Source organism: Arthrobacter sp. fls2-241-R2A-200 (assembly GCF_030209745.1).
Lineage (GTDB): Bacteria > Actinomycetota > Actinomycetes > Actinomycetales > Micrococcaceae > Arthrobacter.
Window position 1 is genome coordinate 440219 of the sequence record NZ_JARVRJ010000009.1, and the last position, 24903, is coordinate 465121.

Genomic DNA, 24903 nt, shown 5'->3' on the forward strand with positions numbered 1-24903 from the left:
GACGTCAGATACTCGAGGCCTGGAACAGCCGAGGACATCGGGGCAGCTACTACTCTCTTATAGCCCCTTACGCCCGGCACTTCCAGCCGTCCCACCGCCGGCGCCTGTGAACGGATTGTGACCAGCCTAAGGTGGTGGTGTTTCAAGGGCGTTTCCGCATTCGTTTCCTATTCCGCCGGTGGCCGGGCCGCGGCGCGGTGCTTCCGCACCTGCCACACCACCACAATGACCACGACGACGGCGGCCACCACCAAGGCGGAACCGCGCCCAACAGTCCGTGCCAGTTGCTCGTATGAACTGCCGGCGACGAATCCCAGTGTGACGAACATGGATCCCCAGATGATCCCACCTGTGAAGTTCCAGACGGCAAAATGCCGGTACGGCATGCGGCTGAGCCCTGCGAGCGCGGGCATCACGGCACGGAAAAAAGCCGTGAAACGCCCAAGAAAAACGGCCAGGCCACCGCGCCTGGCCAAAAAGTCCTCGGCCCTCTTCAACCCATCCCGTCGCTTGTCCAGGATCTTCATCGCCATAACCCGGGGGCCCACATGCTTGCCGACCTCGTACCCCACGGTGTCGCCAAGGACGGCGGCAGCGATCACCACCACGATCATGATCCACAGCGGCATGCCAGTACTGTCCGCATAGACCCCGGACACCACGGCCGCCGTCTCGCCGGGGATGACGAAGCCGACGAACAACGCGTCCTCGGCGAAGACGAGCGCGAACACGATGGAAACCACCACCACCGGACTGGCGTGGAGGAGCCCATCGAACAACCACTGCATAGGGATGAGTTTGGCAGATGCACCCGGGGCTGGGCAGGGGTTCCCGTGAAACTGCCCTGCTAGCTGTTGCGACCCCGGGCAGCTACTTTCCACCTGTCCAACACTGCGCCGCCCTGCACCGCGTGGACTTCATCCACCAGGTTCATCGCCAGGCATACGTGGTTGGGGATCACCCGGACGCGTGCGCCCAGGGCGGGGAGTTCCTCAGAGTCGGGCCAGACCACGGTGGCGTGGTGCTCCGAGAGCGCAGTAACCCGGGCGTCCGGATACTCGGGAAGGCGGCCATAACCCGTAGCCCAGTCCGGACGATCGCTGCCCAAGACCTTGCTCCCTGCGTCTACCACCACTCGCCGGACATTGCCCCCTCTCGCCTCATGGCGGCTGACCACCGTCGCGGCAACGCTGAGGGCAATGTCTTCCCAAGTGCAGCGCTCCAGTTCCAATTGCTGCGCGTCACCGAAAACGTAAACCCCCGGGCGCAACTCCGTAGCGGCTGTTCCGCCGCCGATCAAGGCCGTGGGCGTGGAACCTCCACTAATGGTCCGCACGGCGAATCCGGCGGCGGTCAGTTCCCTCGCAGCTTGGGCGAGTGCCTCGTTTTCGTTGCCTGCCGCGCCGCTCGGCATTCCGGGCTTGTAGCTGTGGCCAGGAAACGTGAAGATCCCGGCCACGTCCAACCCCGCGTCGGCAGCGGCTTTGGCTACGTCAACCACTTCGTCGGGCAGCACGCCGCTGCGGTGATGTCCGCTGTCCACCTCAATTAGCACCGCGATCCGGCTTCCTGCCGAACCGAGTTGGCGACCCATCGCCGTCGCGCCTTCCACGGAATCGACTCCAACCGCGATGCGGCACTTGTCCGCCAACGCGCGCAGCCTTTCCGCTTGGCGGGCGTCCACCCACAGTGGGTAGGCGATGAAGATATCCGTGGCACCGCCGTCGGCGAACACCTCGGCCTCACCAATGGTGGCCACTGTGAGGCCGGTAGCCCCGGCAGCGAGCTGTTTGGCCGCGATTTCCAAGGTTTTATGGGTTTTCACATGTGGCCTGAGCGCAATGCCCCGGCTGCGCATGCTTTCAGCCATCCGCTCGATGTTGCGGTCCAGGATGTCGACGTCGATCAGGATGGCAGGGGTTGGAATGTCAGCCGGGATCAGGTGGTTCATCCTTCGACAGTAACGCGCGCACCGTCGTCGAATAAATCACTGCAGGAGCGGCCCTGTGAACCACAAAACGTATAGAATGGCTACTACAAGAAAGCCTAGCTTCTGACGCACATCTCGGTCGGCCTCCGGCGGAGCGCAGCGAAAGTCACCACGATGAAGGTACAACTTCCTCTGGACGTCCTCCCTGCCGGCGTATGGGTTGACCGTCATTGTCCCCGCACCGGCCCCATGACCGCGGCCCAGGCAGCGCGAGCGTAAGCAGCATGGCATGGGTTTCGACCACCACGAACCGGAACAACGCCAACGGCTCGTGACCGCCATGGAAAGGGCATCCGTGAGCCCCGGGGCCCTGTGGCCGTATTACTTGGGCATCGGCGGGTCCGTGGGCGAGCTTGAAGCTGAGGCGTACCTCCAAGGAATGCTCTCCATCCCCACCCTTGAACGGGACCTTCTGGCGATGGCGGCGAATGAGTTGATCAACGACCTCGCTGGCCCCCACGCACCCTACTCCGAGGAAGTGCTGGGCGATTCGCCTGCGGAGTGACTCCACGCTGGCCCCACTTGGACAAAGCGTGAAGGTGCGCAACCCTGAAGCGCGCCTTTGGGACGCAGTCCGTCGGAACCGCTGGCTGCATAACGGATCCGATAGGGAACTGTGAACTAGTCGTTGATCAGCGCCTGAGGTTCACGAATCCAAGGCCGTTGACTGGACCAATTCAGCGCTCTGCTCTGGAGCAGCATGCGCCTACTACCGATTAATAGCGAACTGGATTTCCCTCCACGGCTGCTGGCTGGAGTTAGTTACGCTGCCAACGGTTGGGAAATAGATAACACCGCTTCGCACTGAAGCAGCCAAAGGGCACCATTGGGGCGCATAGTTGGATGATGGCAACTTTTGATACCCGGAGTTTTTACACGCGCGGTGACTCCCTCAGTGTTGGCGATTCAAGGGAACATGTCGAGCGGGCGCTCAAGGACTCCGGGGCGACCGATGTTCGTTTCAGTCAACGCGGGTGCCTTAGCGCCATCGCGTTCAGGGCCTGCGGAAGGCAGTTCCGCATCGTCATCTCTTTACCGCAGCCCAATGGAACTTCCGGTGTCCAGAGTGACGTCGTCGAGGCCCATGGCCAGGCAGTGACAACAAAAGCCCAAGAGCTCAGTGCCCGCAGGTTTTGGCAGGCTTTCGCCTTTTCGACAGACGCCAAACTCGCAGCGGTGGCAGCCGGCGTTGCTACGCTCGAATCGGAATTTCTCGCCCATGTGGTACTCCCCGGGAACCGTACCGTGATCGACGAACTCGAACCGGTCATCGCCTCTGCCTACCGGTCCGGACAGCGTCCCTCAATCGGCAATGCCGCCTCCCGGGGTACCGATTAGATGCCCTGTTCAGGCAAGTGCGGGTAGTCCGGCTTTCGTTGCTGGAACCGCAGCACGTCCGGGTTCAGGATCACGCCGTCGCGGATTTCGATCGCGCGGCGGATGGTTTCGTTTTCTGTCCACGCTGCGGGACCGGTGATCACGGATTCCAGGAAGGGCAGCAGGGCTTCGGTGATCTCCCAACTGGAGGACTTCCAGAGGTAGGAGGGGCTGTGGTCCACCGCGTAGTAATCGATGTGGTCCCCTACCGTGAACATTGGCTCAGTGAAGGTGGTGGTTTTCGCCCATCTGAAGCCCATCCCCTCATCGCAGGAAACGTCCACGATCAGGCTGCCGGGCCGGAAGGCGTCAAGGTCTTCGGTTCGCAGGTAGGTCAAAGGTGAATTGGGGTTTTGTAGGGTGCAGTTGACCACTATGTCGCGTTCGGCAAGGAACGGCGCCAGCGGGACCCGCCCGCGTTCGGTGATGACCTCGCTGAGGAACGGCGCTTTGGGGTCGTGATCGAACTGGACAATCCGCACCGAATGGATGGGCGAACCCACGGCGGCCACCCCGCGGTTAGTCAGCACCTGGACGTCATGGATGCCGTGGGCATTGAGGGCCGTGACGGCTCCGCGGGCGGTCGCGCCGAACCCGATGACGACGGCGCTGAGTCTCGGGCCGTAGTCCCCGGTGGACCCGGTCAGGGCCAGGGAGTGCAGCACGGAGCAGTAGCCGGCCAGTTCGTTGTTCTTGTGGAATACGTGCAGCCCGAATCCGCCGTCGCTGGCCCAGTGGTTCATCGCTTCGAAGGCGATCAGCGTGAGTTTCTTATCGATTGCTATCTGGGTGATGGCGCGGTCCTGGACGCAGTGCGGCCAGCCCCAAAGGGTCTGCCCGTCACGTAGTTCCGAAAGGTCTTCGGGTTGCGGTTTGGGCAGGAGGACGACGTCGGCCTCCGCCAGCAATTGCGCGCGCGGGACGACGCGCCCCACAAGTGGGGCCAGATGGGAGTCCGACACGCCGAAACGGTCGCCGTAGCCTTCCTCAAAAATGAGGTTCTGCCGGATTTCGGGGGCAATGCGCTTGAGGTGCAGCGGGTGAATGGGCAGGCGCCGCTCGTCAGGTTTTCGCGTGCTGGAGAGGACGCCGAGGGTGAGGTGATCGGTCATACCGGTCACTTCTTTTTCGGGCTTGTGGACTTGGCGGCTGTGGCCTTATCGAGTGAGCTGGCGGGTGCTTCGGCGGCCTTCTTATCGGCGCGCTTTTCCTTGATGCTCTTGGCGGATTTCTTGGATGCTGTTTGGCGGGGGGATTTGTCAGCCATGATTGCTCCTGTAGCGGAACCGAAAGGTTCCTGACTTCGAACGATACAGCTATCCACCGAATCCAGCCCCAGAGCCGTCCATCGGATGCTGTCCGTACCGTTGAATCAGTGGCAAGGGCTGTCATCGGCGTTTCAGCCCTGTCATTCCCCTAGGTCGTCCGCTATCCGGCGAAGGTCCTGAACCCAACCGGTCGAACGGCTGGGCACTCCTGAACTTGCTTCAAAGTTGCCAAGAGCTTCCGCTATGCGCTCGAGTGCTTCGGAGATATTGGCCTTGACCGCCGCATATCCTTCCTCCGAACGGGGATCGGAGGAAGCCGTTGACAGCAGTTCCGCTCCCGACTTGATCACCAGCGAAGCCTCGTACTCGTTCATACATGCACCCTCGTGGCTTCCTCGCCTTGGGACCTGCGGTTTCCCCGTCACCACAACCATACATCTGTGATATGTGCCCGAGACTGATCCCCGCATGGCCACAAAATGCCGTCTTCCAGAGCACTGATGATGCAAAAATCCCCCGGAACCGTGTGGTTCCGGGGGATTTGAAGGGTGGGCCCTGTGGGGATCGAACCCACGACCCACGGATTAAAAGTCCGATGCTCTACCAACTGAGCTAAAGGCCCTCCAGCTGTTGAAACAGCCATGAATACTGTACCCCAAGGTCAAGCCCACCATGGAACCGGGCGCCGCGGCTGGTTACCCGGCTCCCGGATAACCGTTACTCGACCCCGTCAGGGCACAGGAGTACGGTGAACTCATGAGCGAACAGCCAGGATCACCTACGTACGGCGGCGCAAACAGGCACCACAAGCCCAAGCCCTTCGCACCCATTGACTTCGAACCGTTCGCCGGTGGCGCCGACCCCGCACGCGTCTCCGAAGCCGCCCACCTTGCCGCCCAGGCCTTGGTCCGCCGCGGCCGCGACAGCGATGATCCGAAGGTCACCCATCGCTTGGTGAAGTTGGCTGACGAGCAGGGGCTGGATGCCATCGCCGAGATGTGGGCCGAAAGCCCCGCACGCTCTCTCCCCGGCGCGCTGTGGCGGCTCTACGCCCTGCGCGCGGCCACCGTCCAGAATCCTGAACGGATCTCTGTCTACTTCAGGGCCGGCCGGGACACGGCCCAGGTTGCCAACGTTGTAGCAGGCGCGGCCGAGCCGCCGGGCGCGGAGGAAATGAAAACGATGGCTGACGCCATCCTGTCTGGAGCTTTCGACGGCGATTTCGACGTCGCGCTGGAACGCTCCGCCGCGTTCTGCCGCGTGGTTGCGCTGGGTCAAGCCACCTTGGCCGATGGCGCAGAGCACAGCAATGAGGGCCACGCCAGCAAGCTGACCCGCAACTCCCATCAATTGGTTAAGACCGCTGAAGACCTGGAACATGCAGCGAACGCTTGGCGCCTGGGTGAGCTCGACTGAAGTAAGGGCGCTGAACCTACCCACGTGCAGCGCCACGTGTCAATGTTGACTTAGCTGGGCCGACGTAGAAAACTAAAACTGGTGTCGAACCGCGAAACCCCCGGGCTTCAACTTACAGCCGCTTCGAGCGGCCTACCGCCGAGAGGCGTATCCGGTTCGGCACCATTTTTATGCCCCAGCGCACTGCAAACGGCTTCTTCGCACCAGTCGCCGCGGGACCGGTAAAGTTGACACTTAAATGGCCGCCGGCACGTCGGTGCTGCCATTGCCAATCCGTCCCCGGACCGGAAGTGACATGAAGCTGCGCCTTTTTCCCCAGGAACCTGCCGGGCTGGCATTGCTTGCGCAGATGGCTGGCGTCATCGTAGCCGCCACCGGCACCCTTTCGGAGATTCTGGGCACGCCCTCCAACGAGCTCGATCGCCTGGCCGAGCAACTTCACGAGCACGAGTCCCAGTCCCTGGACCTGCACTTTGCGCTCATGACCCATATGCGTACCAGCTTTGTGAACCCGCTTCCGCGTGAAGACATGTACACCCTGTCACGGCACCTCAACGAAGCGATGGAGAAGCTCGATGCTGCTGGCGAGCTGGTGGCTCTCTACAAGCTGGACAGGCTGCCCAAGCGGGCTGCGGACCAACTCGAAATCATCAGCCGCCAAGCGGAACTGACAGTCGACGCCATGCGGAAACTTGAGGACCTTGATGAGCTGGAGGACTACTGGATAGAGATCCTCAGGCTTGCCAAGCGCGCGGAACGGACTCACCGCATCTGGGTTGCGGAGATGCTCAAGGATATGAAATCAGCGCAGTACGCACGCCATCGCGACATCGCCAACCAGCTGGTGGAAGTCACCAAGGATATGCGAAAGGTTGCCACCCAAGTAGGCAGCATTATCGTCAAGGAATCGTAGGGTGACCGTCGCATTCCTTGTCCTCGTGGTGGGCCTTGCCTCCGGCTTCGCGTTCCTTAACGGTTTCCGCGACGTCTCCAACGCCGTCGCGCTGTCTACCAGGACCCGAGCCCTCACGCCGTCTGTTGCCGTGCTGTTGGCCGGCGTTTTCAGTTTCCTGGGCGTCATGCTCAGCGGCAGCTTCATCCTGGCCTTCACCCAGTCCTGGGTGACCTTGCCCAGCGGGGCCGGGGGTTTGAGCATGCTGGCCTCCGCCCTGGTGGCGAGCATCCTCTGGGGTATCTACGGGTGGTGGGGCGGGATCCCCTTGTCCTCCACCAACTCATTGGTGGGTGGCCTGATCGGCGCAGGAACTGCGAGCGTGCTGGTGGGCGGTGACTCCATCCGGGGATTCGACGGCGTCATCCTCGCCCAAGTGGTGCTGCCGCTGCTGCTCTCCCCCGTCATTGCCTTTGTTGGGGCCTACTTATTGGTGTGGCCCGTAACGTGGGCAGCCCGCTACAGCCAACCCAATGTGGTGAACAGCCGCTTCCGCCGGGCCCAAGCTGTTTCGGCGGCCGCAGTTGCCTTCGGACACGGACTCCAGGACGGGCAGCGTACGGCCGCCGTCATGGTCTTGGCGCTCGTGGCGGCCGGACTCACGGGCGGGGACGCGGTCCCCCTCTGGGTCCTGCTCCTGACAGCCGTCATGCTCACGGCCGGAACGTTGTTCGGTGGCTGGCGGATATCGCACACCCTCGGCTACAAGCTCCTCCGGGTGGACCCGCTGAGGGGCTTCGTGGCACAAACCCTCACGTCCGTGATGCTCTTCATCGGCGCTATCGGCTTGCACCTCCCGCTCTCCACCACCCACACGTTGACCTCGGCCGTGCTGGGAGCGGGAACAAACCAACGCTTTGCCGGAACCAACAGGCGCCTGGTCCGCAGGATCCTGTTGTTCTGGGTTGCGACGCCAGTGGTCGCGGCAGCCGCGGCATTCGTTCTGGAACTGGCGTTCTCGCCGCTGGTCCGGCGCTAACCGGTCAATACGACGACGGCGGGTCCCTATCCGAAGCGGCCGGAGACGTAGTCCTCGGTAGCTTTCTGGCCGGGGTTGTTGAAGATGCTGGTGGTGTCCGCGAACTCGATCAACTTGCCGGGCTTTCCCGTTCCGGCGATGTTAAAGAAGGCAGTCTTGTCAGAAACGCGGGCAGCCTGCTGCATGTTGTGCGTCACGATCACCACGGTGTACTGGTCCTTGAGCTCGTTGATGAGGTCCTCAACGGCCAGGGTGGAAATCGGGTCGAGTGCGGAGCAGGGCTCGTCCATGAGGATCACCTGGGGTTCGACCGCGATCGCACGCGCAATGCAGAGACGCTGCTGCTGCCCGCCGGAGAGGCCCGAACCGGGTTTGTCCAGGCGGTCCTTCACCTCGTTCCACAAGTTGGCGCCGACCAAGGACTTCTCCACCAAAGCGTCAGCGGCGCCCTTGGAGATCTTCTTGTTGTTCAGCTTCACGCCGGCCAGCACGTTATCCCGGATGGACATGGTGGGGAACGGGTTGGGCCGCTGGAAAACCATGCCCACTTGGGTGCGTACCGTGACGGGGTCCACGCCGGGACCGTAAAGGTCGTCCCCGTCCAAGAGGACCTCACCCTCCACCCGCGCGCCCGGGAGGACCTCGTGCATGCGGTTCAAGGTGCGGAGGAAGGTGGACTTGCCGCAACCGGAGGGTCCGATGAAGGCCGTCACTGACTTGGCCTCGATGTGGATGTTGACGTCCTCTACGGCCAAGAAGTTGCCGTAGTAGACATTCAAGTCTTTGACGTCGATGCGCTTGGACATGGTGTTCCTTTGTTCCTCAGGGTTGGAAGTTTATCGGAGGGCCGGCAGTCAGGCGATAGCCCGCTACCTACCGGCCCGTCTTCGGTGCAAACAGACGGGCTATGAGGCGCGCTCCGAGGTTCAGGAGCATCACCAGGATGATCAACACCAGCGCCGCACCCCATGCCCTTTGGTCCGAGGGCTCGGGGTTGGAGGGCGACGTCGGGTTCAGGATCTGCGTGTAGATGAACGTAGGCAGTGACGCCATCCATCCGCCAAACACGTTGTTATTGATGGTTGTCGCGAACCCCGCGGTCACCAGGATGGGTGCCGTTTCGCCGATGACCCTGGCGATTGCCAGGGTGACGCCGGACGCGATGCCGGAGATCGCCGTCGGAATAACCACCTTGGTGATGGTGCGCCATTTGCGCACGCCCAACGCGTAGGAGGCCTCGCGGAGCTCGTTAGGGACGATCTTGAGCATTTCCTCGCTGGACCGAACCACTACAGGGATCATCAGGACGGAAAGCGCGACGGCGGCAACGGCGCCGGTCTTGGTGCCGGGGCCAACAACGGCGAAGAAGAATGCTGCGGCGAAGAGGCCGGCCACGATGGACGGGATGCCGGTCATGACGTCCACGAAGAAGGTGATGGCCCGTGCCAACCGGCGGTCGTTGCCGTATTCCACGAGGTAAATAGCGGTGAGCAGGCCTACGGGAACGGAGATGACAGTTGCCAGGAGGGTGATCTCAAGGGTGCCGAGCAGGGCATGGTAGACGCCGCCGACGACTTTGCCCCCACCGTCCATTGCTTTGTTGTCGAACGCCCCGGTAACGCCATTCATCGACGTCGTCAGAAAGCCAGGTGCGGTGAGCCCGGGAATGCCGTTGACCAGCACCGTCCAGATCACCGAGATCAAGGGCAGGAGTGCAATCAGGAAAGCCCCAACAACGAGGCAGGTGGCGAGCTTGTCCTTGGCTTTGCGGGAACCTTCAACGGCGCCGCTCCAGGAAACGAGGCCGACGGTGAACAAGATGGCGGACACAAGGCCCCAACCGAAAGCGTTGAACCCGATGAGCGCCAGGATCGCGGCGCCAACCACCAAAGCGATGACCAGGACAACATACGGCGCGAACTTGGGCAGCTGGCCCTTGGTGAGCGCAGAGCGCTTGCGGACTACTGTGGCGGTCATTTAGTTGGCTCCCGAGAATTCTTTGTGCCTGGTGATTATCCAGCGGGCAATCATGTTCACGCCCAGTGTGATGACGAACAGCACCAAACCTGCGGCGATCAAGGTGTTGACCTTCAGGCCGCTGGCTTCGGGGAAGTTAAGGGCGATTTCCGCGGCAATCGTCTGGTTTCCGGACTGGATGAGGCTGGCAGTCAACACTCCGGAGGAAAGGACCAACGCAACCGCCATGGTCTCTCCCAGCGCCCGGCCGAGGCCCAGCATGACGGCGCTGACAATGCCTGCGCGGCCAAACGGCAACACGGCCATGCGAATCATTTCCCAGCGGGTGGCACCAAGTGCGAGCGCAGCTTCCTCGTGCAGTTTTGGCGTCTGCAGGAAGATTTCGCGGGTGAGGGACGTGATGATGGGAAGGACCATGACAGAGAGGACAATGCCCGCGGTGAGGATGGTCTTTCCGGTGGCCGATGCGGGGCCTTGGAAGAGCGGGATCCAGCCCAGGTTCTTCGCCAGCCAATCATAGGCGGGTGAAATTTCCTTGGCCAGGAATGCGGCTCCCCATGCGCCGTAAACGACGGAAGGAATTGCGGCAAGCAGGTCCACCACGTAGCCCAGCCCTGAGGCGAGCCGACGCGGAGCGTAATGGGAGATGAAGAGGGCCACGCCGATGGCAACGGGGGTGGCGATGACGAGGGCGATCACCGCGGCGATGAGTGTTCCCACCACGATGGGGCCGATGTAGGCGAAGAAGCCCTGGCCACCTTGGATGCTCTCGGGTGGCGCCACGAGTGCCGGGATCGCCTGCACTACCAGGAATAACGCCACTCCGAAGAGAACCGCCAGAATCAGGCAACCTGCCGCCATGGCGGCCGTGGAGAAGACCTTGTCCCCAGTGCGTCCGGCACTTCGGGAGGTTGTCAGGGAGTTGGTGGTCACTTCGGAATCCTTCAGTCTCAGTGAACTGGTTTTTCATGGCTGATTCCCTGCCCCGCCGGAGCGGTTCGCTCCGGGCGGGACAGGGAATCAGCAGTGTGCAACCGGGCTCGGAAAGCCCCGTCGGAAACCTTAGGACTTGACCTTGATGGTTTCGATAGCAGCCTTGGCCTTGTCCTGCAGCGTCTTGGAGAGCGGCGCGGACTTGGCGGCATCCGCGGCGGTCTTCTGTCCGTCGTCGGAAACCACGTAGGTTTCAAAAGCCTTCACCAGGTCGGCAACTGCCTGGGTCTGGTAGGTGGTGCAAACAACGTGGTAGGAAACGAGCACTACCGGGTAGGCGCCTGCAGCCGTGGTGGTGCGGTCCAGCTTGATGGCACCGTCGTTGGTGGCGCGACCGGAGACGGGCTTGCCGGCTTCAACAGCCTTGGAAGCGGCGTCGGCGGAGATCTTCACGAAGTCCTGGCCAACCTTGATGGAAGCGGTACCCAGCTTGCCGGAAACGGCGGAGTCATCGGCGTACGTCACAGCACCCGGGGTGTCGGTGACGGTCTTCACGACGCCGGAGGTGCCTTTGGCGTTCTCGCCCTTCAGGGAAGCAGGCCAAACGCCGGCGGCCTTGTCGGTCCAGACCGAGGGAGCGGCAGCCGAGAGGTAATCGGTGAAGTTGCTGGTGGTACCGGAGTCATCAGAGCGGTTCACCGGGGTGACCTTGAGGTCCGGGAGGGTGACGCCGGCGTTGAGCGCGGCAATCGCGGGATCGTTCCAGTTGGTGATCTGGCCGCGGAAGATTTTGGCCACCGTAACGGCGTCGAGCTTCAACTCCTTGACGTTCGGGATGTTGAAGGCCACCGCGATCGGGGAGATGTAAACGGGGATGTTGATGGCGCCGTCGGTGCCACACTTGGCCTTCGAGCTCGCGAGCTCGGCGTCGGTCAGGTAGGCGTCCGAACCGGCGAACTGCGCCGAACCGTCAATGATTGCCTTACGGCCCGCGCCGGAGCCGTCCGGGGAGTACTGAACAGTGGCACCGGGGTTGGCGGTGGCGAAACCGGCCTTCCAGGCGTCCATTGCTGCGCCGGTGGAGGAAGCGCCGATGCCGGTCAACGTGCCGGTGACCTTGGCGCCGGATGCCGACTGCGTGGCAGCGGAAGTGTTCGTTGCGTTGTCTGAACCGCAAGCAGTGAGCGCCAGAGCGCCAACTGCGATGACCGCGATTGCCGCGTTGCGGCCGAAGCGAGTTGCCTTCACTTGGATGTACCCCTTCCAGGGATTTCTCTGATGCGGGCCGAACGGAGATTTCGGCGTGCGTGAGCTGTGGGACCTTTTGTTCCTTTACTGAAGGTAAGGAGCGCAGGTAACGGGATCTGTGGAGAAAGGTGAACAGGAGGTGAACGACGGCGGACCATTGGGTTATGTGGCGAGTGGCACCTTGAAGAGGCACGCAGGATTTCATCGGTCCCGGCCGGGGGCCGCATAGCCTGGGGCCCAAATAGACTGCCGGGGCAAATAGACTGGAGCACATGGCTGCCGCGAAAGGACTCTCCGCAAGCAAGAGGTTCTTGAGCGCCCGCTTAAGGACCGGTTTGGTTCGAAGCCGGAAATCGTTGCTGCCTGCCATCCAGATGACCGCTTGCGCGGTGGGCGCCTACGCCTTCGCCGAATACGTGCTGGGACACCAAGGGCCCCTGTTCGCCGCCACCTCTTCGTTGATCGCCCTCGGCTTTTCCCGTGACCCGCGCCTTCGCAGGGTCATGGAAGTCGGGATTGGTTGCACGCTGGGCATCGTGGTGGGCGACCTTCTGCTCCATTGGATTGGCGCCGGAATCTGGCAGGCCGCCGTCGTGCTTCTGTTCTCCATCCTCCTTGCCAGGTTCCTGGACAGCGGGGTCATTTTCACCACGCAGCTGGGCCTGCAATCGCTGCTGGTGGTGTTGTTGCCGGCGCCTGCGGGGGGCCCGTTCACGCGAAGTTTGGACGCAGTGGTTGGAGGCGTGTGCGCCCTTCTCGTCACCGTGCTGGTGCCAAAAGACCCGCGGAGGGAACCGCGGAAGGACGTAGAGCAGATCCTCTACGAGCTCGCGGAGGTACTGCGCGAGTGCGCCAAGGCGTTGATCAACTCCGATTCCACCGTTGCCTGGCATGCCTTGATCCGTGGGCGTAATTGCCAGCCATTGGTGGACAGGATGAGGCAAACGCTCCGGGCCTCGGGTGAAGTTGCCACCCTTGCCCCGGCCCATCGGAGGCACCGGGACGAGCTCGCCAGCCTCGAGCAGTCGTTGGAATACATCGACCTTGCCCTCCGCAACAGCCGGGTGTTTGCCCGGCGGCTGACCAGTGCCATCAACCACGCGGCGTTATCCGATGAGGCGGTGGACAGTATCTCCGAAGTCCTGCAGGAGACCGCTGCGGCCATCGATGAGATGACCATAGGCCTGGCCGAGCAGAACGAAGGGACGCGTCGGGCCCATCTTCGCAGCGCCCGCAATGACCTGAGCATGGTGGCTTCGCGCCTCCATCCCAAGATGCTTGATGTCCAGAGGCTCGAAGGCGAGACCGTGGTGATGCTTTTCCGGCCACTCATGGTGGACCTGCTGGAGGCCAGTGGGATGGACCCCGACGAAGCCCGGGCGGTCTTGCCTCCTTTGTAGGCCAGCTTCCGCGCCCGTAGGGGCAACGCTTTTATTGTCAGCTCGCTCCCAGCGTGCTCCAAGGTAAGACGCGTTGTAGTGGGGCAAAATGGACCAATGATCTCTGCGCTTTCTACCCGGTTCCGCGCCGCCCCGGCCCTCCGGCTGCCGCAGCGCCCCCTGTTCTTCTGGGCTGGCGGACTGCTGCTCCTCGGCGACGCCATCTTTTGGCTGATGTTTGCCTCAGTGCTGTCCGGGACCGGACTGGCCACCTCTGATGTAGCCGTACACAGCTTCATGGTCGGCTCCCGAAACCCGGCGGCCACTGCGTTGTTGGCTGCGCTAAGCACGGTTACGTCGCCTCTTTGGATGACCGTCATCGGGGTGCTCATCGCCTTAATTTGGGCCGTCCGGAAGCGCGAACTGTGGCGCCCCGCGTTGCTCATCGGCTCCATGGTGGTGGCTGTGATCCTTTCAACGCTGATCAAACACGATGTTGCGCGCTCCAGGCCGTCATCCGCCGATTTCCTCATGGGCCCCGATGACGCCCTTTCCTTTCCGTCCGGCCATACACTCGGTGCCGGGATCTTCGCTTTGGTCCTCACGTATCTTTTGGTGTCCCGTTCAGGGACCCGTGCCAAGGCGGTGCTGGCTTTCGCGGGCGCCTTGATTCTCACCCTCCTGGTTGCCTATAGCCGCTTGTACCTGGGCTATCACTGGCTCACTGACGTGGTCGCATCGATGGGAGTCGCCCTCGGAGTGACCGGTATCGCCGTCTTCGTGGACGCCGCGCGCTACGGCAGATCGGTCGACCGCTAATACTGTCAGTCCACGCGGCTACCCTTGGACCCATGGCTTCAAAGACCTCACGTGCTTCCAAGACACCCGCCTACAAGTGCGCCGAATGCGGCTGGACCGCCATCAAGTGGGTGGGCCGCTGCGGTGAATGCCAGGCATGGGGCACCGTTGAGGAGTACGGCGCCACAGTAGCGCGTACGACGCCGGCCGCCACAGTTTTGGAGCCAGCCCGCCGGATCGCTGAGGTGGATGGGACCACCGCGGCGTTCCTGCCCACGGGGGTGGACGAGCTCGATCGAGTTCTGGGCGGAGGCCTGGTACCTGGCGCCGTTATCCTGCTCGCCGGGGAACCAGGCGTCGGAAAGTCCACGCTCCTGTTGGACGTCGCCGCCAAGTTCGCCCGTACCGGACAGGATGTCCTCTACATCACAGGCGAGGAGTCGGCGGCCCAGGTGAAGCTCCGGGCGGAACGGATCGACGCCGTCGCCCATACCCTTTATCTGTCGGCGGAAACCGATCTGGGGCAGGCACTCGGGCAAGTGGAAAAGCTCGAGCCGAAACTGCTGATCGTAGACTCCGTTCAGACGCTGAGCAGCGCCGATGTCGAGGGCAGCGCCGGCGGTGTTTCGCAAGTGCGTGAAGTGGCTGCCTCCATCATCTCCGCCGCCAAACGGCGCAACATGACCACGCTGCTGGTGGGCCACGTGACCAAGGACGGCGCCATCGCCGGGCCGCGGCTGTTGGAGCACCTCGTGGATGTGGTCTGCCAGTTCGAAGGAGAGCGCCACTCCAGGCTCCGGCTGCTCCGGGCAGTCAAGAACCGTTACGGAGCCACTGACGACGTCGGGTGTTTCGACCTGAACGAGGCCGGCATCGAGGGCCTCGCCGACCCAAGCGGCCTCTTCGTTTCGCGCACGCGCGAGCCTGTCTCGGGAACCTGCATCACTGTCACCATGGAGGGCAGGAGGCCCCTGCTGGCAGAGGTCCAGTCGTTGCTGGCAGAGAGCGCCAACGCCCAACCACGCCGGGCCACCAGTGGCTTGGAGAGCTCGCGGGTCGCCATGCTGCTGGCGGTCCTGCAGCAGCGGGCCGGCTGCATGCTGCACAAGGACGACTCCTATGTGGCAACAGTGGGCGGGGTGAAACTCAGCGAACCGGCCACGGATCTGGCAGTTGCACTGGCTGTTGCGTCGGCGAAAGCCAGGAAGGCCTTGCCGCAACGGCTGATCGCGTTCGGCGAGGTAGGCCTGGCCGGAGAGGTTCGCCCGGTTCCCGGGATCAACCAGCGGATCCAGGAGGCGCACCGGCTTGGGTTCACGCATGCGATCGTTCCTGCAAGTCCGGCCGGTGCCGGGGTTATCCCGGACGGCTTTTCCGTGCGCGAAGTGGGCCACTTGGCCGAGGCACTGGAACTTCTGATCAGTTAGGGGTCCGGAATGGGCCATGGGTTAACCGCATCGGCCAAGCATTTGGGGCGATCAGGAACATAACGATATGACCCACTTTCAGGCTTGCTGGTGCGGTTAACGGTGCTGCGAAGCCCTATCATTGTGCTAGTCGTCATCAGGGCATTTTCTTCACGTCCTTCGGATGCCGGATTCAGCTTGTTTGCGAGCCATGGCTTGCACCTTCGAAGGGAAACCCTATGGCCCGGAGCCCGGAAGAATCGCTCAAAGCGACTCTGGCCAGAGTCGCACCCGGAACTCCTTTGCGGGATGGCCTCGAACGCATCCTCCGTGGACGCACCGGCGCGCTGATTGTCTTGGGCGCTGACAGGACCATCGATTCCATCTGCTCCGGCGGGTTCGATATCGGCATCGACTTCTCGCCCACGCGGCTCCGTGAGTTGGCAAAGATGGACGGCGCCATCATTTGCGATAAGGATGCCAGCAACATCGTCCGCGCCGCCGTCCAGCTGGTACCGGACTCCAGTATCGAAACCCAGGAGTCCGGCACCCGGCATCGCACCGCCGAACGTGTTGCCATCCAGACCGGCGTCCCGGTGATTTCCGTCAGCCAGTCCATGCAGATCATCGCGCTGTACGTCAACGGGCTGCGCCACGTATTGGAGGGCTCCGAGAAAGTCCTCGCCCGGGCCAATCAGGCGCTTGCAACCCTGGAACGGTACAGCGCGAGGCTGGACCAAGTCACCAGTTCCCTCTCCGCCCTGGAGATCGAAGCTTTGGTTACCGTCAGGGATGTTGCGGTCACCCTGCAACGTCAAGAGATGGTGCGCCGCATCTCCGAGGAGATCGCCCAGTACGTCCTGGAGCTCGGTGAAGATGGGCGCCTGCTGTCCCTGCAGGTCGACGAACTCACTATGAGCCGTGGCCCCGGAAGTGATGTGATCATCCGGGACTATTCGGATCCTGATGCCAGCCCGGAGGACATCGAAAACTCCGTGCAGGCCCTCCTCAACCTTGGGCCTACAGAGCTGATAGATCTGAGCAGGATTGCCCACATCATCGGATTCGCCGGCGGTGTTGAGCAGTTGGACGCCGTGGTCCAACCTCGTGGCTACCGGCTCCTCTCGGGACTAAAGTCGGTGCCTAAAGCAGTCGCCGATCGCTTGGTGGACTACTTCGGCGGCCTCCAGAACCTCATGGCCGCCACCATCGATGACCTCATGACCGTGGACGGCATCGGCGATCAACGTGCAAGGACTGTCCGTGAGGGCTTGAGTCGCATGGCTGAGGCCAGCCTGCTGGACAGGTTCCTCTAGGTCGATTCCGCTTCCGCCAGGCAGGTCCGTCTGGCAGGCCCCGCCTCGCCGTCAGTTCAGCTGGAAGACGGCTTTGGGGCTGGTCTTGTTCCCGAGGTGCGCCTCGAACGTGTAGTAAGCCCCGCCGCCACCGGGCTTGGCGTTGACCACTCCGCAGCCCTCCACCGTGCGGTTGCGCTGCCAGGAGAAGTTCGCGGTCTCGCTCTTGCCGGGCTGGATGGTCTTGATCAGGTCCACCGCCCCGGTCTGGCAATCCTTCGAGGAGAAGATCCGGTCCGAGCCGCTCATCACCAAATACTCCATTTGGGACGTACCAACATTGACTTGGCACGGGGCCGCCCCGCCGTTGGTCACTGTCATGGTCAGCACCGGCTTCTCGTCAGCTCCATAGGATGCCTTGTCCGTCTTTGCCGAGACGCTCATGAGGTTGAGGTCGCAGACAGGCGAGGCCGACGGACTTGGCGTCGGCGATGCAGAAGGTGAGATCACCGGCGTCGTTGTTGCGGATGCCGCCGGCGTGCTGACCGCCTGCGGAGAGGACTTGCTGGCGAGGGCACGGCTTACAGCCATCACCCCGGCCACGAGCAGCGCGAGAACCACCACCAATGCAATGAGCGCAACCAACCTCCGACGCCGGTACACCGCCGGGCTCGGGGGCCGGCGGTTGGTGGGAGTCCCTGCGGCAGACGAACCGCGGGCAGCACCCTTAGCCGACGCTGATGAGCGCGCGCTCGACTGCTGCTTACCCTGATTGACCATGACTCTAGGCTAGGCGTGGCTGCATCCAGGCACCTAACCTACACGCCGCATGGCCCCAATCGGCTGCAATGTCCTGCCGCACGCTTGGATTAGAGTGGACGCAGTATGACACTTCCAGACGCTATCCCCCACGCCGATCAGCTTCACAAGCTCCACGATGCGTTGAATCAGTGGTTCGCCGAGGCGGCTCGTGACCTCCCGTGGCGGGACCCCGGTTGCAGCGCGTGGGGCATCCTGGTCAGCGAGGTCATGCTCCAGCAAACCCCCGTGGTCCGGGTGCTCCCAGTCTGGCGGGAATGGATGGAACGGTGGCCCACACCAAGCCAGCTTGCCGAAGAACCTTCCGGGGCAGCTGTACGGCACTGGGGCCGGCTTGGATATCCCCGGCGGGCGCTGCGGTTGCACGCTGCCGCCGTCGCCATTCGCGATTCCCACAGCGGCGCAGTGCCGGACAACTACTCCGAGCTCTTGGGGCTGCCGGGCGTGGGAAGTTACACAGCCGCAGCCGTCGCTGCCTTTGCTTTTGGTCGCCGGGAAACAGTGGTGGACACCAATATCCGGCGTGTCCACGCGAGGCTCATTTCCGGGACTGCGCTTCCCGGCCCGGCATTGACGGCAAGGGAAATGCGCCTAGCAGAGGCCCTCCTACCGGACGAGCAGGCGCTGTCCGTGCGCTGGAATGCGTCCGTCATGGAGCTAGGGGCGATGATCTGCACGGCCCGCAATCCCAAGTGCGCCGACTGCCCCGTTCGCGCCGGCTGCGCCTGGGTGGCAGCGGGCGAGCCGCCGCCGTCGTACACGCCCAAGGGCCAGTCCTGGCACGGCACCGACCGCCAGGTGCGCGGTGCCGTGATGGCTGTGCTGCGCGAAGCTGCGGCACCGGTCCCGCTTGCGATGTTCGAGCAGGCACCTGCGGACCTGGGGTTCGCACCCAGCGGCGTCGGGGTTCCGCTCGCCGCGCTGCACCGGCTCAACACCGCCCCGGAGCAGCTTGAACGCGCGCTGGACGGGTTGCTAAGCGACGGTTTGGCGGAAATGGACGACGACGGGCTGCGGCTTCCGGTGTAGCTTCAACTGCCGGGGCGTAGCGGCAACTGTTAAGCGTTCACCCTTCGGATCCGTTGAAGGCGGTACTCGCGCCAGGTGATCCACACGATGAAGATGTCGAACGCGGTCAGGAGCACCATTCCCCAAGAGAAAGCGACGAGGATCCGGTAGGTCTGGTAGGCGATGAAGACCAGCAGGAAAGCGATCATCCACGGATAAGCCCAGAGCTTGTCCTTCAAGACAGCCCAAACTAGGACGATCTTCACCAATCCGTGAAGGAGAAGGTAGATCGCCCCGAAAAGGGATGCCGACGCCGAAAGGCTGGAAGTCATATGAAGCAGGCTGTTGGCCACAACATCATTGGGGTCCTGGGCCAACTCGTGCTGGGTGAGAAACCGGACCAGGTCCCCTATCTGGCGCGGCGTGACCAATAGCAGCAGGACGCCGCCGACCAGCTCCAGAACACCGTCCAAGCCCTTCAGGATAAGGCTGACCCTGAACGTCCTATCAAGAAGTGCCGACTCTGCGGGCACCGCTGATGAGGCTGAAGCTCCCTGCCCGGATCGCCCTCCACTTGTAAGCATGCTTACTATATTACGCACCTATGCCCCGTAGCCGTCCTGCTTGTTTGCCCGGACGTGGCGTGCGGTTCCCTACTACGTCTGGCCAGCGGAACGCCGGTACCCACTGGGCGTAAAGCCCAGATACTTGCGGAAATCATTGGTGAGGTGCGCGTGGTCTGCGTAGCCGAGCTCGACGGCGATTGCGGCCAGGTCCGCCGTCGGATTGGACCGGGCACGCTCGGCCGCATCCTGTAGCCTGCGACGCCTGATCAGGGCGGAAGGACTCAAACCGACGTACTTCTTGGCCACCCGTTGGAGGGTCCGGGGAGACACCGCCAAGCGGGATGCGACATCCTCCATCAGGACCAGCTCCGGTTCTGCGGCTATGAGGTCCACCATCCGGTTGGCCAGAAGTGCCTCTTCGGACGCAACGTGGCCACCGGAGCCCAGCCACTGCACGAAGGCGCCTACTGCCCGCTCGTGGCGGCCACCGACGTCGTGCGAGTCCATTGCGGTGGCCACTGCCCGGTGGAGGTCCTCCGCGGCCAGTTCTGTCTCAGAGTCCCGCAAGCTGGCTGGATCATGGCCCAGAAGGGGCAAAGCTGCGGGGCGCAGAAGTGCGCCAACCGCCCAACCACTCCCGCTCAGGTCCCGGTACGCGGCGCGGGTGGTGGGCCCCGATAAAATAACACCCTCGCGTTCCACCACCACGTTGCACGCCGGGTAGGCGATGAGGTGTTGGCGGGACGTCCTCCCCGGTTCGATGTCCCATTCCGGAATCCAGAACCACTGCACCACGTCCGCAACCGAGGTCGGTGCAGGAAAACGATTAAAAGTCGGAAGCCGCGCCGGATACAGGATTCCCTTGGTGGATCCCTCCATCACATCCCCCGTCCGAGGACAGTCTTGAAGCTGTCGCGAATCTCCAAGCGCTGGATACCGGGCAGCACCTAGCGTGGTTCTCATGACAGATACTACAAGCACCCAGACAACAACAACCGGCGCCAACGGTGAGCACACCACCAACGGGATTCCCAACGGCCTGACCAGCCTGACACCGTTCCTTGCCGTACCCAATGCGAAGGAGGCCATCGCCTTTTACAGCGAAGTCTTCGGTGCCCGGGTTGTAGGCGCAACGGAAATGGGCGGAGTGGTGGTCCACGCGGAGCTTGACTTCGGAAACGGCCACCTTCAACTCGGCGAACCCAACCCCGCTTACCACCTCGTCCCAGCTCCCGACGGAGAAGACGACTGTTACTCCTTGGGCTTGTACTGCCCCGATGCGGACAGTTTGGTGCGAAAAGCGGAGCAAGCAGGCGCTACCATCCGGGAACCCTTGACCACGTTTGTCTCCGGAGATCGTTACGCAAGCATCCGGGATCCGTTCGGCGTCCGCTGGTCCGTCATGACTCGCGTGGAGGATCTCTCAGAAGAGGAAAGCAACCGCCGTGTCGAGGAATGGGCCGCCCAGCAGGGCTAGGCCCCAGTCAGGACGCGCAGAGGCAGAACGGGTGCCCTGCCGGGTCCAGGAACACCCTGAACGTTTCGCCGGGCTGGTGGTCGGCCTTGGTCGCTCCCAAGGACAGGACAACCTCTTCGCCCTTGTCCAGATCCTCCACGGATACATCCAAATGCATCTGCTGCGGGATGGTCTGGCCGGGCCACACAGGCGCCTGGTAAACGTCCACCTGCTGGAAAGAGATGCAATTACTGCCGTCACTGGGGCGGATATCCAACCAGTCCCCTTCGCCGGTGACTTCCCAGCCCAGCAATTCGCCATAGAAGGCTGCCAGTGCGGGCGCATCCGGGCAGTCGATGACCGTGCTTGGGTTCTTTGCAATCGCCATGGCTAAACCTCGTCTGCCGTCTTCTTCATGTGGGCCAGTGCGCTCTTGGTGCCTCGCTGGGTCAGGACGTGGACCACTGCGCCCACGGCCGCGGACACAATAGCGAATACCAGGACGCCGGGAAGGGAGTCGTCAAGATCGGTCCCGTCCTTGGGGGCAGGCTTTCCCGTCTTCTTCTGCCAGAGACCCTCAAGCGTCTTGTTTGCGATCGCTCCGGCCCCAAGGCTGACCGCAATGCCGAACAGTTTCACCAATACATTCACGCTGAATCCTTCGTTGGAAATCCCACGCATGGCTCCTGCAAACCATGCCTAAAACACGACAGGGCCGCTGCAACCGCAGCGGCCCTGTCAACATTCCTAGTCCTTCTTGAAGGCGTCTTTTACCTTTTCGCCAGCGCCCTTGAGGTCGCTCTTGACCTGGTCGCCTTTGCCCTCGGCTTCGAGGCCCTTGTCGTCCGTCAGCTTGCCAGCGGCTTCCTTGGCCTTACCACCGAGCTTCTCGCCAGCGTTCTGCATCTTGTCGTCAGCACCCATGTCGCACCTCTTTCGTCGTAGGAACCTTGTACCTCTACAAGATCACTTATCAGGATACTTAGCAACGTTTGGACTGGAAACCCCCAAAATTACAGCTCGCCGAAGCCGTCAGCAACCAGCTGTTCGACGTACCCCACAGCCTTTAACGCATCCTTTCCCCGCGCCTCAACATGCAGCGAAGAGCCTTTGCCGACGCCAAGGGACATGAGGGACATGACGGACACGCCGTCCACTCCATTGACCGTTACGTCCGCATCCAGGCCAGCCAAACCGCCGGCAATTTTCGCGGCCGGCCTGGCGTGCATACCAAGGGGGTTGATGAGCATGAAATCACCGCTCGCGTCAGGTTCGTCGACGCCGGGCTTGTCGATGCCTGGCTCATCCGCCGAGCCCGGCCGCGGCACCGACCCATGGGAGCCAAAACCGGTCGCCTCCGCAGCCTGGCGGACCTCCTCGGCACCGGCTCCTCCCTGGGCAGCGACGGCGGCAGCCACGAGTCCCTCCACCAAGGGCGCGTCGGCAAGGCGTACCGCGTCAGGGTCGCTGGCGAACTCCGCAGCAGACTCCGCCGTCATCACCGCGGAACCCAGATCGGTCATCACCACCACGCCATCCCCGCCGGAATCAACCAGTGACTGCTCGACGGCGGCCAGCACCTTCTCCAAGCTGGTTCCGATGCGGTCATCGTCGGTGCCCCCGGCGGCGACGAGGCCGACGTCGGGCGCCATCTGGGCAGCCAGTTCCACCGCGCCCTCAGCGATCTTGCTGCTGTGTGAGACAATCACGATGCCTACGGTCATTCGGGGCCCGTCCCCGCGCTGCCGGGCGAGCTCGCTGCGTCCACGGCCGCCCGCAGAATCAGCGCACTGGAGGCTGCCCCAGGGTCACGATGCCCGGCGCTCCGCTCACCCAAGTAACTGGCCCGGCCCTTACGCGCCACCAGGGGATCGGTCGCCGTGGCGCCAGCCTCCGCGGCTTGGGCTGCTGCTTCCAGGACGTCCAGGGGACCTCCGGTTGCCGCGGCATTGCGAGCCGCATCCACGGCTGGTGTCCATGCATCAATCATGGTCTTGTCGCCCGGTTCCGCCTTGCCGCGGGCCACCACGCCGTCGCGAGCGGCGGCAAGTGCCTCGGCCATCGCCCCGGCATCAACGTCCGTGAGATCCCCCAGCGAGGTAGCTGCCCGGAGGTACGCGGTGCCGTACAAAGGTCCGGCTGCGCCACCCACTTTTGACATCAGGGTCATCGCAGCAACCTTCAGGGCGGCACCGGGGGTCTCCGGCGGGGCTTCTTCGAGCTTCTGCACCACAGCTTGGAAACCGCGGTCCATGTTCTCGCCGTGGTCCGAGTCCCCGATGGCGCGGTCCATCTCAATCAGTTCCACACGGTGTTCAGCCATCGCTTTCGCCGAAAGCTTCAACCAGTCAACAGCCCATTCGACACCGAGCCCCATGTTTATGCGCCCCAACGCAGCGCGGCGGTGTGCACCGGAGCGTCCCAGAGCCTTGTCATCTCGTCATCGAGGCGCAACACGGAGACCGAGCATCCCTGCATCTCGAGGGAGGTGACGTAATTCCCCACCAGCGAGCGCTCCACAGTGGCCCCGCGCTCAGCGAGGACCTGCGCCGCGCGCCGATACACGATGTATAGCTCGCTCTGCGGCGTTCCACCCATCCCGTTGACGAACAGGAGTACTTTGTCCCCCGAGGAGAGGCCGAGGTCCTCCAGGACCGGTTCCAGCAGGCGGTCGGTGATAGCGTCCGCGCTTTCCATGGCGATGCGGTGCCGTCCCGGTTCCCCATGGATGCCGATTCCAATTTCGATTTCGTCGTCAGCGAGTTCAAAGCTGGGTGTGCCGGCGTGGGGAACGGTGCAGCCGGACAGCGCCACACCCATTGTCCGCACGTTGGCCACCACACGCTCAGCGATCGCTGTGACGGCGTCGAGGTCATCGCCGCGTTGGGCGGAGGCACCCGCAATCTTCTCCACCAGTACAGTTCCGCCCACCCCACGGCGTCCTGCCGTGTACAGCGAATCCTCCACCGCGACGTCGTCGTTGACCAGCACGGAACGGACACGCACGCCTTCCGCTTGTGCCATCTCGGCTGCAGTTTCGAAGTTCAGGACGTCACCGGTGTAGTTCTTCACGATATGCACGACGCCGGCGCCGGCGTCCACTGCGACGGTGGCTGGAATGATCTGGTCCGGGGTAGGTGAGGTGAAGACTGCGCCGGGCACAGCGGCATCGAGCATTCCGAGGCCAACGAACCCGGCGTGCAGGGGTTCGTGCCCACTGCCTCCACCGGACACCAGGGCAACTTTGCCCGCTACCGGCGCAGCCTTTCGGACAACGAATTTGGGATCAGCGTGGACGGTGACGATGTCGGCGTGTGCCATCCCGAAACCTTCGACGGACTCGTCCACCACTGCGCGGGGATCATTGATGAGCTTTTTCATGTGATGCTCCTGGGCATGCTGCGGCTAGTGCTCTGACCCTACTACTGGCAGTGGGGGCCACGGTAGGCCTGAGCGCATCGAAGAACCACGCCGGAGATATAACCGACAGGGCCTGAAGCTAGAGCTCCCTGATCATCCGGGTATTGCCTAAGGTGTTCGGCTTCACGCGGGCCAAGTCCAGGAACTCCGCCACGCCTTCATCGTGCGAGCGCAGCAGTTCTGAGTACACCTGGGGATCCACCGCGGACTGGTCCGCCATGACCTCGAAGCCGTGGCGCTTGAAGAAATCGACCTCGAACGTCAGGCAGAAAACCCGGCTTACTCCGATCGCTTTGGCCGCGGCCAGCAGGTCCTCCACCAGGACGTGCCCCACACCCCGTCCGCGCCAGGAATCAGCTGCTGCCAAGGTCCGGATTTCGGCAAGGTCCTCCCACATGACGTGGAGCGCCCCGCAGCCAATGACTTCGCCTTCGGACGATTCGGCGATTCGGAACTCCTGGAGGCTCTCGTAGTAAGCCACGGTTTCCTTGGCCATCAGAATCCGCTGTTCGGCGAGGGGAGCCACGAGCCTCTTGATGGCCGCCACGTCGCTGGTGCGGGCAGGGCGGAGGCTGAAGGTCGGATTCACAACCCCATACTAACGACGCTGACGCTA

At 62.9% G+C, this 24903-nt stretch carries 30 protein-coding genes and 1 tRNA gene; 11 read left to right on the forward strand and 20 right to left on the reverse strand.

What is annotated here, in order from left to right; translation table 11 throughout:
• Nucleotides 1–167 precede the first annotated feature (167 nt).
• Nucleotides 168–788 (reverse strand): DedA family protein, encoded by a 621-nt coding sequence (locus tag QRN42_RS12150; RefSeq protein ID WP_284979403.1) that lies wholly within the window; start codon nt 786–788, stop codon nt 168–170.
• Nucleotides 789–847: 59 nt separating this feature from the next.
• Complete coding sequence (locus tag QRN42_RS12155; RefSeq protein WP_284979404.1) at nt 848–1951, reverse strand: D-TA family PLP-dependent enzyme; 1104 nt, start codon at nt 1949–1951, stop codon at nt 848–850.
• Nucleotides 1952–2219: 268 nt separating this feature from the next.
• Between QRN42_RS12155 and QRN42_RS12160 the strand changes: the two genes are divergently transcribed.
• Together QRN42_RS12160 and QRN42_RS12165 are read left to right on the forward strand one after the other, a co-directional pair.
• On the forward strand, nt 2220–2495 hold the full coding sequence (locus QRN42_RS12160; RefSeq protein ID WP_284979405.1) for a hypothetical protein: 276 nt from the start codon (nt 2220–2222) through the stop codon (nt 2493–2495).
• A 341-nt stretch (nt 2496–2836) separates the two neighbouring features.
• Nucleotides 2837–3328 (forward strand): hypothetical protein, encoded by a 492-nt coding sequence (locus QRN42_RS12165; protein ID WP_284979406.1) that lies wholly within the window; start codon nt 2837–2839, stop codon nt 3326–3328.
• Here the strand turns inward: QRN42_RS12165 and QRN42_RS12170 are convergent.
• From QRN42_RS12170 to QRN42_RS12185, 4 genes are all read right to left on the reverse strand, one after another.
• The gene (locus QRN42_RS12170) at nt 3325–4479 is read right to left on the reverse strand and encodes a N(5)-(carboxyethyl)ornithine synthase (RefSeq protein ID WP_284979407.1); all 1155 of its coding nucleotides are present in this window, start codon (nt 4477–4479) and stop codon (nt 3325–3327) included. The genes QRN42_RS12165 and QRN42_RS12170 overlap by 4 nt on opposite strands.
• A 5-nt stretch (nt 4480–4484) precedes the next feature.
• Nucleotides 4485–4634 carry a hypothetical protein gene (locus tag QRN42_RS12175; RefSeq protein WP_284977076.1) on the reverse strand — a complete coding sequence of 50 codons (150 nt, stop codon included), beginning with the start codon at nt 4632–4634 and terminating at the stop codon, nt 4485–4487.
• Nucleotides 4635–4775: 141 nt separating this feature from the next.
• Nucleotides 4776–5009: a hypothetical protein gene (locus tag QRN42_RS12180; RefSeq protein WP_284979408.1), complete on the reverse strand. Its 234-nt coding sequence runs from the start codon at nt 5007–5009 to the stop codon at nt 4776–4778.
• Nucleotides 5010–5184: 175 nt separating this feature from the next.
• Nucleotides 5185–5257 (reverse strand) — tRNA-Lys (locus QRN42_RS12185).
• 134 nt (nt 5258–5391) lie between these two features.
• On the opposite strand from QRN42_RS12185, the gene QRN42_RS12190 reads away from it, so the two are divergent.
• From QRN42_RS12190 to QRN42_RS12200, 3 genes are all read left to right on the forward strand, one after another.
• A complete protein-coding gene (locus tag QRN42_RS12190; protein WP_284979409.1) occupies nt 5392–6051 on the forward strand; it encodes a hypothetical protein in 660 nt (219 codons plus the stop codon).
• Between the two features lie 295 nt (nt 6052–6346).
• Nucleotides 6347–6964 carry a DUF47 domain-containing protein gene (locus tag QRN42_RS12195; protein ID WP_284977079.1) on the forward strand — a complete coding sequence of 206 codons (618 nt, stop codon included), beginning with the start codon at nt 6347–6349 and terminating at the stop codon, nt 6962–6964.
• Nucleotide 6965: 1 nt separating this feature from the next.
• Nucleotides 6966–7982, forward strand: coding sequence for an inorganic phosphate transporter (locus tag QRN42_RS12200; protein WP_284979410.1), 1017 nt, complete (start codon nt 6966–6968; stop codon nt 7980–7982).
• Between the two features lie 26 nt (nt 7983–8008).
• On the opposite strand, the gene pstB is transcribed toward QRN42_RS12200, so the two are convergent.
• From pstB to pstS, 4 genes are all read right to left on the reverse strand, one after another.
• On the reverse strand, nt 8009–8788 hold the full coding sequence (gene pstB / locus QRN42_RS12205) for a phosphate ABC transporter ATP-binding protein PstB (RefSeq protein ID WP_284979411.1): 780 nt from the start codon (nt 8786–8788) through the stop codon (nt 8009–8011).
• 67 nt (nt 8789–8855) lie between these two features.
• Nucleotides 8856–9959 (reverse strand): phosphate ABC transporter permease PstA, encoded by a 1104-nt coding sequence (gene pstA, locus QRN42_RS12210; protein WP_284979412.1) that lies wholly within the window; start codon nt 9957–9959, stop codon nt 8856–8858.
• Nucleotides 9960–10892, reverse strand: a complete 933-nt coding sequence (gene pstC, locus QRN42_RS12215; RefSeq protein ID WP_284977083.1) for a phosphate ABC transporter permease subunit PstC — start codon at nt 10890–10892, stop codon at nt 9960–9962. It lies immediately after the preceding gene.
• Between the two features lie 129 nt (nt 10893–11021).
• A complete protein-coding gene (gene pstS, locus QRN42_RS12220) occupies nt 11022–12140 on the reverse strand; it encodes a phosphate ABC transporter substrate-binding protein PstS (RefSeq protein ID WP_284979413.1) in 1119 nt (372 codons plus the stop codon).
• Nucleotides 12141–12412: 272 nt separating this feature from the next.
• On the opposite strand from pstS, the gene QRN42_RS12225 reads away from it, so the two are divergent.
• The 4 genes from QRN42_RS12225 (at nt 12413) to disA (ending at nt 17039) form a co-directional block, all read left to right on the forward strand.
• The gene (locus QRN42_RS12225) at nt 12413–13540 is read left to right on the forward strand and encodes an FUSC family protein (protein WP_284979414.1); all 1128 of its coding nucleotides are present in this window, start codon (nt 12413–12415) and stop codon (nt 13538–13540) included.
• A 96-nt stretch (nt 13541–13636) separates the two neighbouring features.
• Nucleotides 13637–14338, forward strand: coding sequence for a phosphatase PAP2 family protein (locus QRN42_RS12230; protein WP_284979415.1), 702 nt, complete (start codon nt 13637–13639; stop codon nt 14336–14338).
• A gap of 32 nt (nt 14339–14370) precedes the next feature.
• A complete protein-coding gene (gene radA, locus QRN42_RS12235) occupies nt 14371–15744 on the forward strand; it encodes a DNA repair protein RadA (RefSeq protein ID WP_284979416.1) in 1374 nt (457 codons plus the stop codon).
• Nucleotides 15745–15962: 218 nt separating this feature from the next.
• On the forward strand, nt 15963–17039 hold the full coding sequence (gene disA, locus QRN42_RS12240) for a DNA integrity scanning diadenylate cyclase DisA (protein ID WP_284979417.1): 1077 nt from the start codon (nt 15963–15965) through the stop codon (nt 17037–17039).
• Nucleotides 17040–17090: 51 nt separating this feature from the next.
• Here the strand turns inward: disA and QRN42_RS12245 are convergent, their stop codons facing one another.
• Nucleotides 17091–17798, reverse strand: coding sequence for a hypothetical protein (locus QRN42_RS12245; protein ID WP_284979418.1), 708 nt, complete (start codon nt 17796–17798; stop codon nt 17091–17093).
• 105 nt (nt 17799–17903) lie between these two features.
• Here QRN42_RS12245 and QRN42_RS12250 point away from each other — a divergent pair, with 105 nt between their 5' ends.
• Nucleotides 17904–18866 carry an iron-sulfur binding domain-containing protein gene (locus QRN42_RS12250; RefSeq protein WP_284979419.1) on the forward strand — a complete coding sequence of 321 codons (963 nt, stop codon included), beginning with the start codon at nt 17904–17906 and terminating at the stop codon, nt 18864–18866.
• Nucleotides 18867–18895: 29 nt separating this feature from the next.
• Here QRN42_RS12250 and QRN42_RS12255 read toward each other — a convergent pair whose 3' ends face one another.
• Nucleotides 18896–19429, reverse strand: a complete 534-nt coding sequence (locus QRN42_RS12255) for a DUF2127 domain-containing protein (RefSeq protein WP_284979420.1) — start codon at nt 19427–19429, stop codon at nt 18896–18898.
• 72 nt (nt 19430–19501) lie between these two features.
• Entirely contained in the window at nt 19502–20290 is a 789-nt protein-coding gene (locus tag QRN42_RS12260) for an AraC family transcriptional regulator (protein WP_284979421.1), read from the reverse strand.
• Between the two features lie 82 nt (nt 20291–20372).
• Here QRN42_RS12260 and QRN42_RS12265 point away from each other — a divergent pair, with 82 nt between their 5' ends.
• A complete protein-coding gene (locus tag QRN42_RS12265; RefSeq protein WP_284979422.1) occupies nt 20373–20888 on the forward strand; it encodes a VOC family protein in 516 nt (171 codons plus the stop codon).
• Nucleotides 20889–20895: 7 nt separating this feature from the next.
• On the opposite strand, the gene QRN42_RS12270 is transcribed toward QRN42_RS12265, so the two are convergent.
• The 7 genes from QRN42_RS12270 to QRN42_RS12300 all read right to left on the reverse strand — a co-directional run bounded on the left by QRN42_RS12270 (nt 20896) and on the right by QRN42_RS12300 (nt 24876).
• Nucleotides 20896–21255: a VOC family protein gene (locus tag QRN42_RS12270; protein ID WP_284979423.1), complete on the reverse strand. Its 360-nt coding sequence runs from the start codon at nt 21253–21255 to the stop codon at nt 20896–20898.
• A gap of 2 nt (nt 21256–21257) precedes the next feature.
• Nucleotides 21258–21518, reverse strand: coding sequence for a DUF4235 domain-containing protein (locus tag QRN42_RS12275; protein WP_284977095.1), 261 nt, complete (start codon nt 21516–21518; stop codon nt 21258–21260).
• Between the two features lie 96 nt (nt 21519–21614).
• Nucleotides 21615–21791, reverse strand: coding sequence for a CsbD family protein (locus QRN42_RS12280; RefSeq protein WP_284977096.1), 177 nt, complete (start codon nt 21789–21791; stop codon nt 21615–21617).
• A gap of 89 nt (nt 21792–21880) precedes the next feature.
• Nucleotides 21881–22591 carry a dihydroxyacetone kinase phosphoryl donor subunit DhaM gene (dhaM, locus tag QRN42_RS12285; protein WP_284979424.1) on the reverse strand — a complete coding sequence of 237 codons (711 nt, stop codon included), beginning with the start codon at nt 22589–22591 and terminating at the stop codon, nt 21881–21883.
• Nucleotides 22588–23244 carry a dihydroxyacetone kinase subunit DhaL gene (gene dhaL, locus QRN42_RS12290; protein WP_284979425.1) on the reverse strand — a complete coding sequence of 219 codons (657 nt, stop codon included), beginning with the start codon at nt 23242–23244 and terminating at the stop codon, nt 22588–22590. The genes dhaM and dhaL overlap by 4 nt, the downstream gene beginning before the upstream one ends.
• Nucleotides 23245–23246: 2 nt before the next feature.
• A complete protein-coding gene (gene dhaK / locus QRN42_RS12295; protein ID WP_284979426.1) occupies nt 23247–24248 on the reverse strand; it encodes a dihydroxyacetone kinase subunit DhaK in 1002 nt (333 codons plus the stop codon).
• A 118-nt stretch (nt 24249–24366) separates the two neighbouring features.
• Nucleotides 24367–24876: an amino-acid N-acetyltransferase gene (locus QRN42_RS12300; protein WP_284979427.1), complete on the reverse strand. Its 510-nt coding sequence runs from the start codon at nt 24874–24876 to the stop codon at nt 24367–24369.
• Nucleotides 24877–24903: the final 27 nt, after the last annotated feature.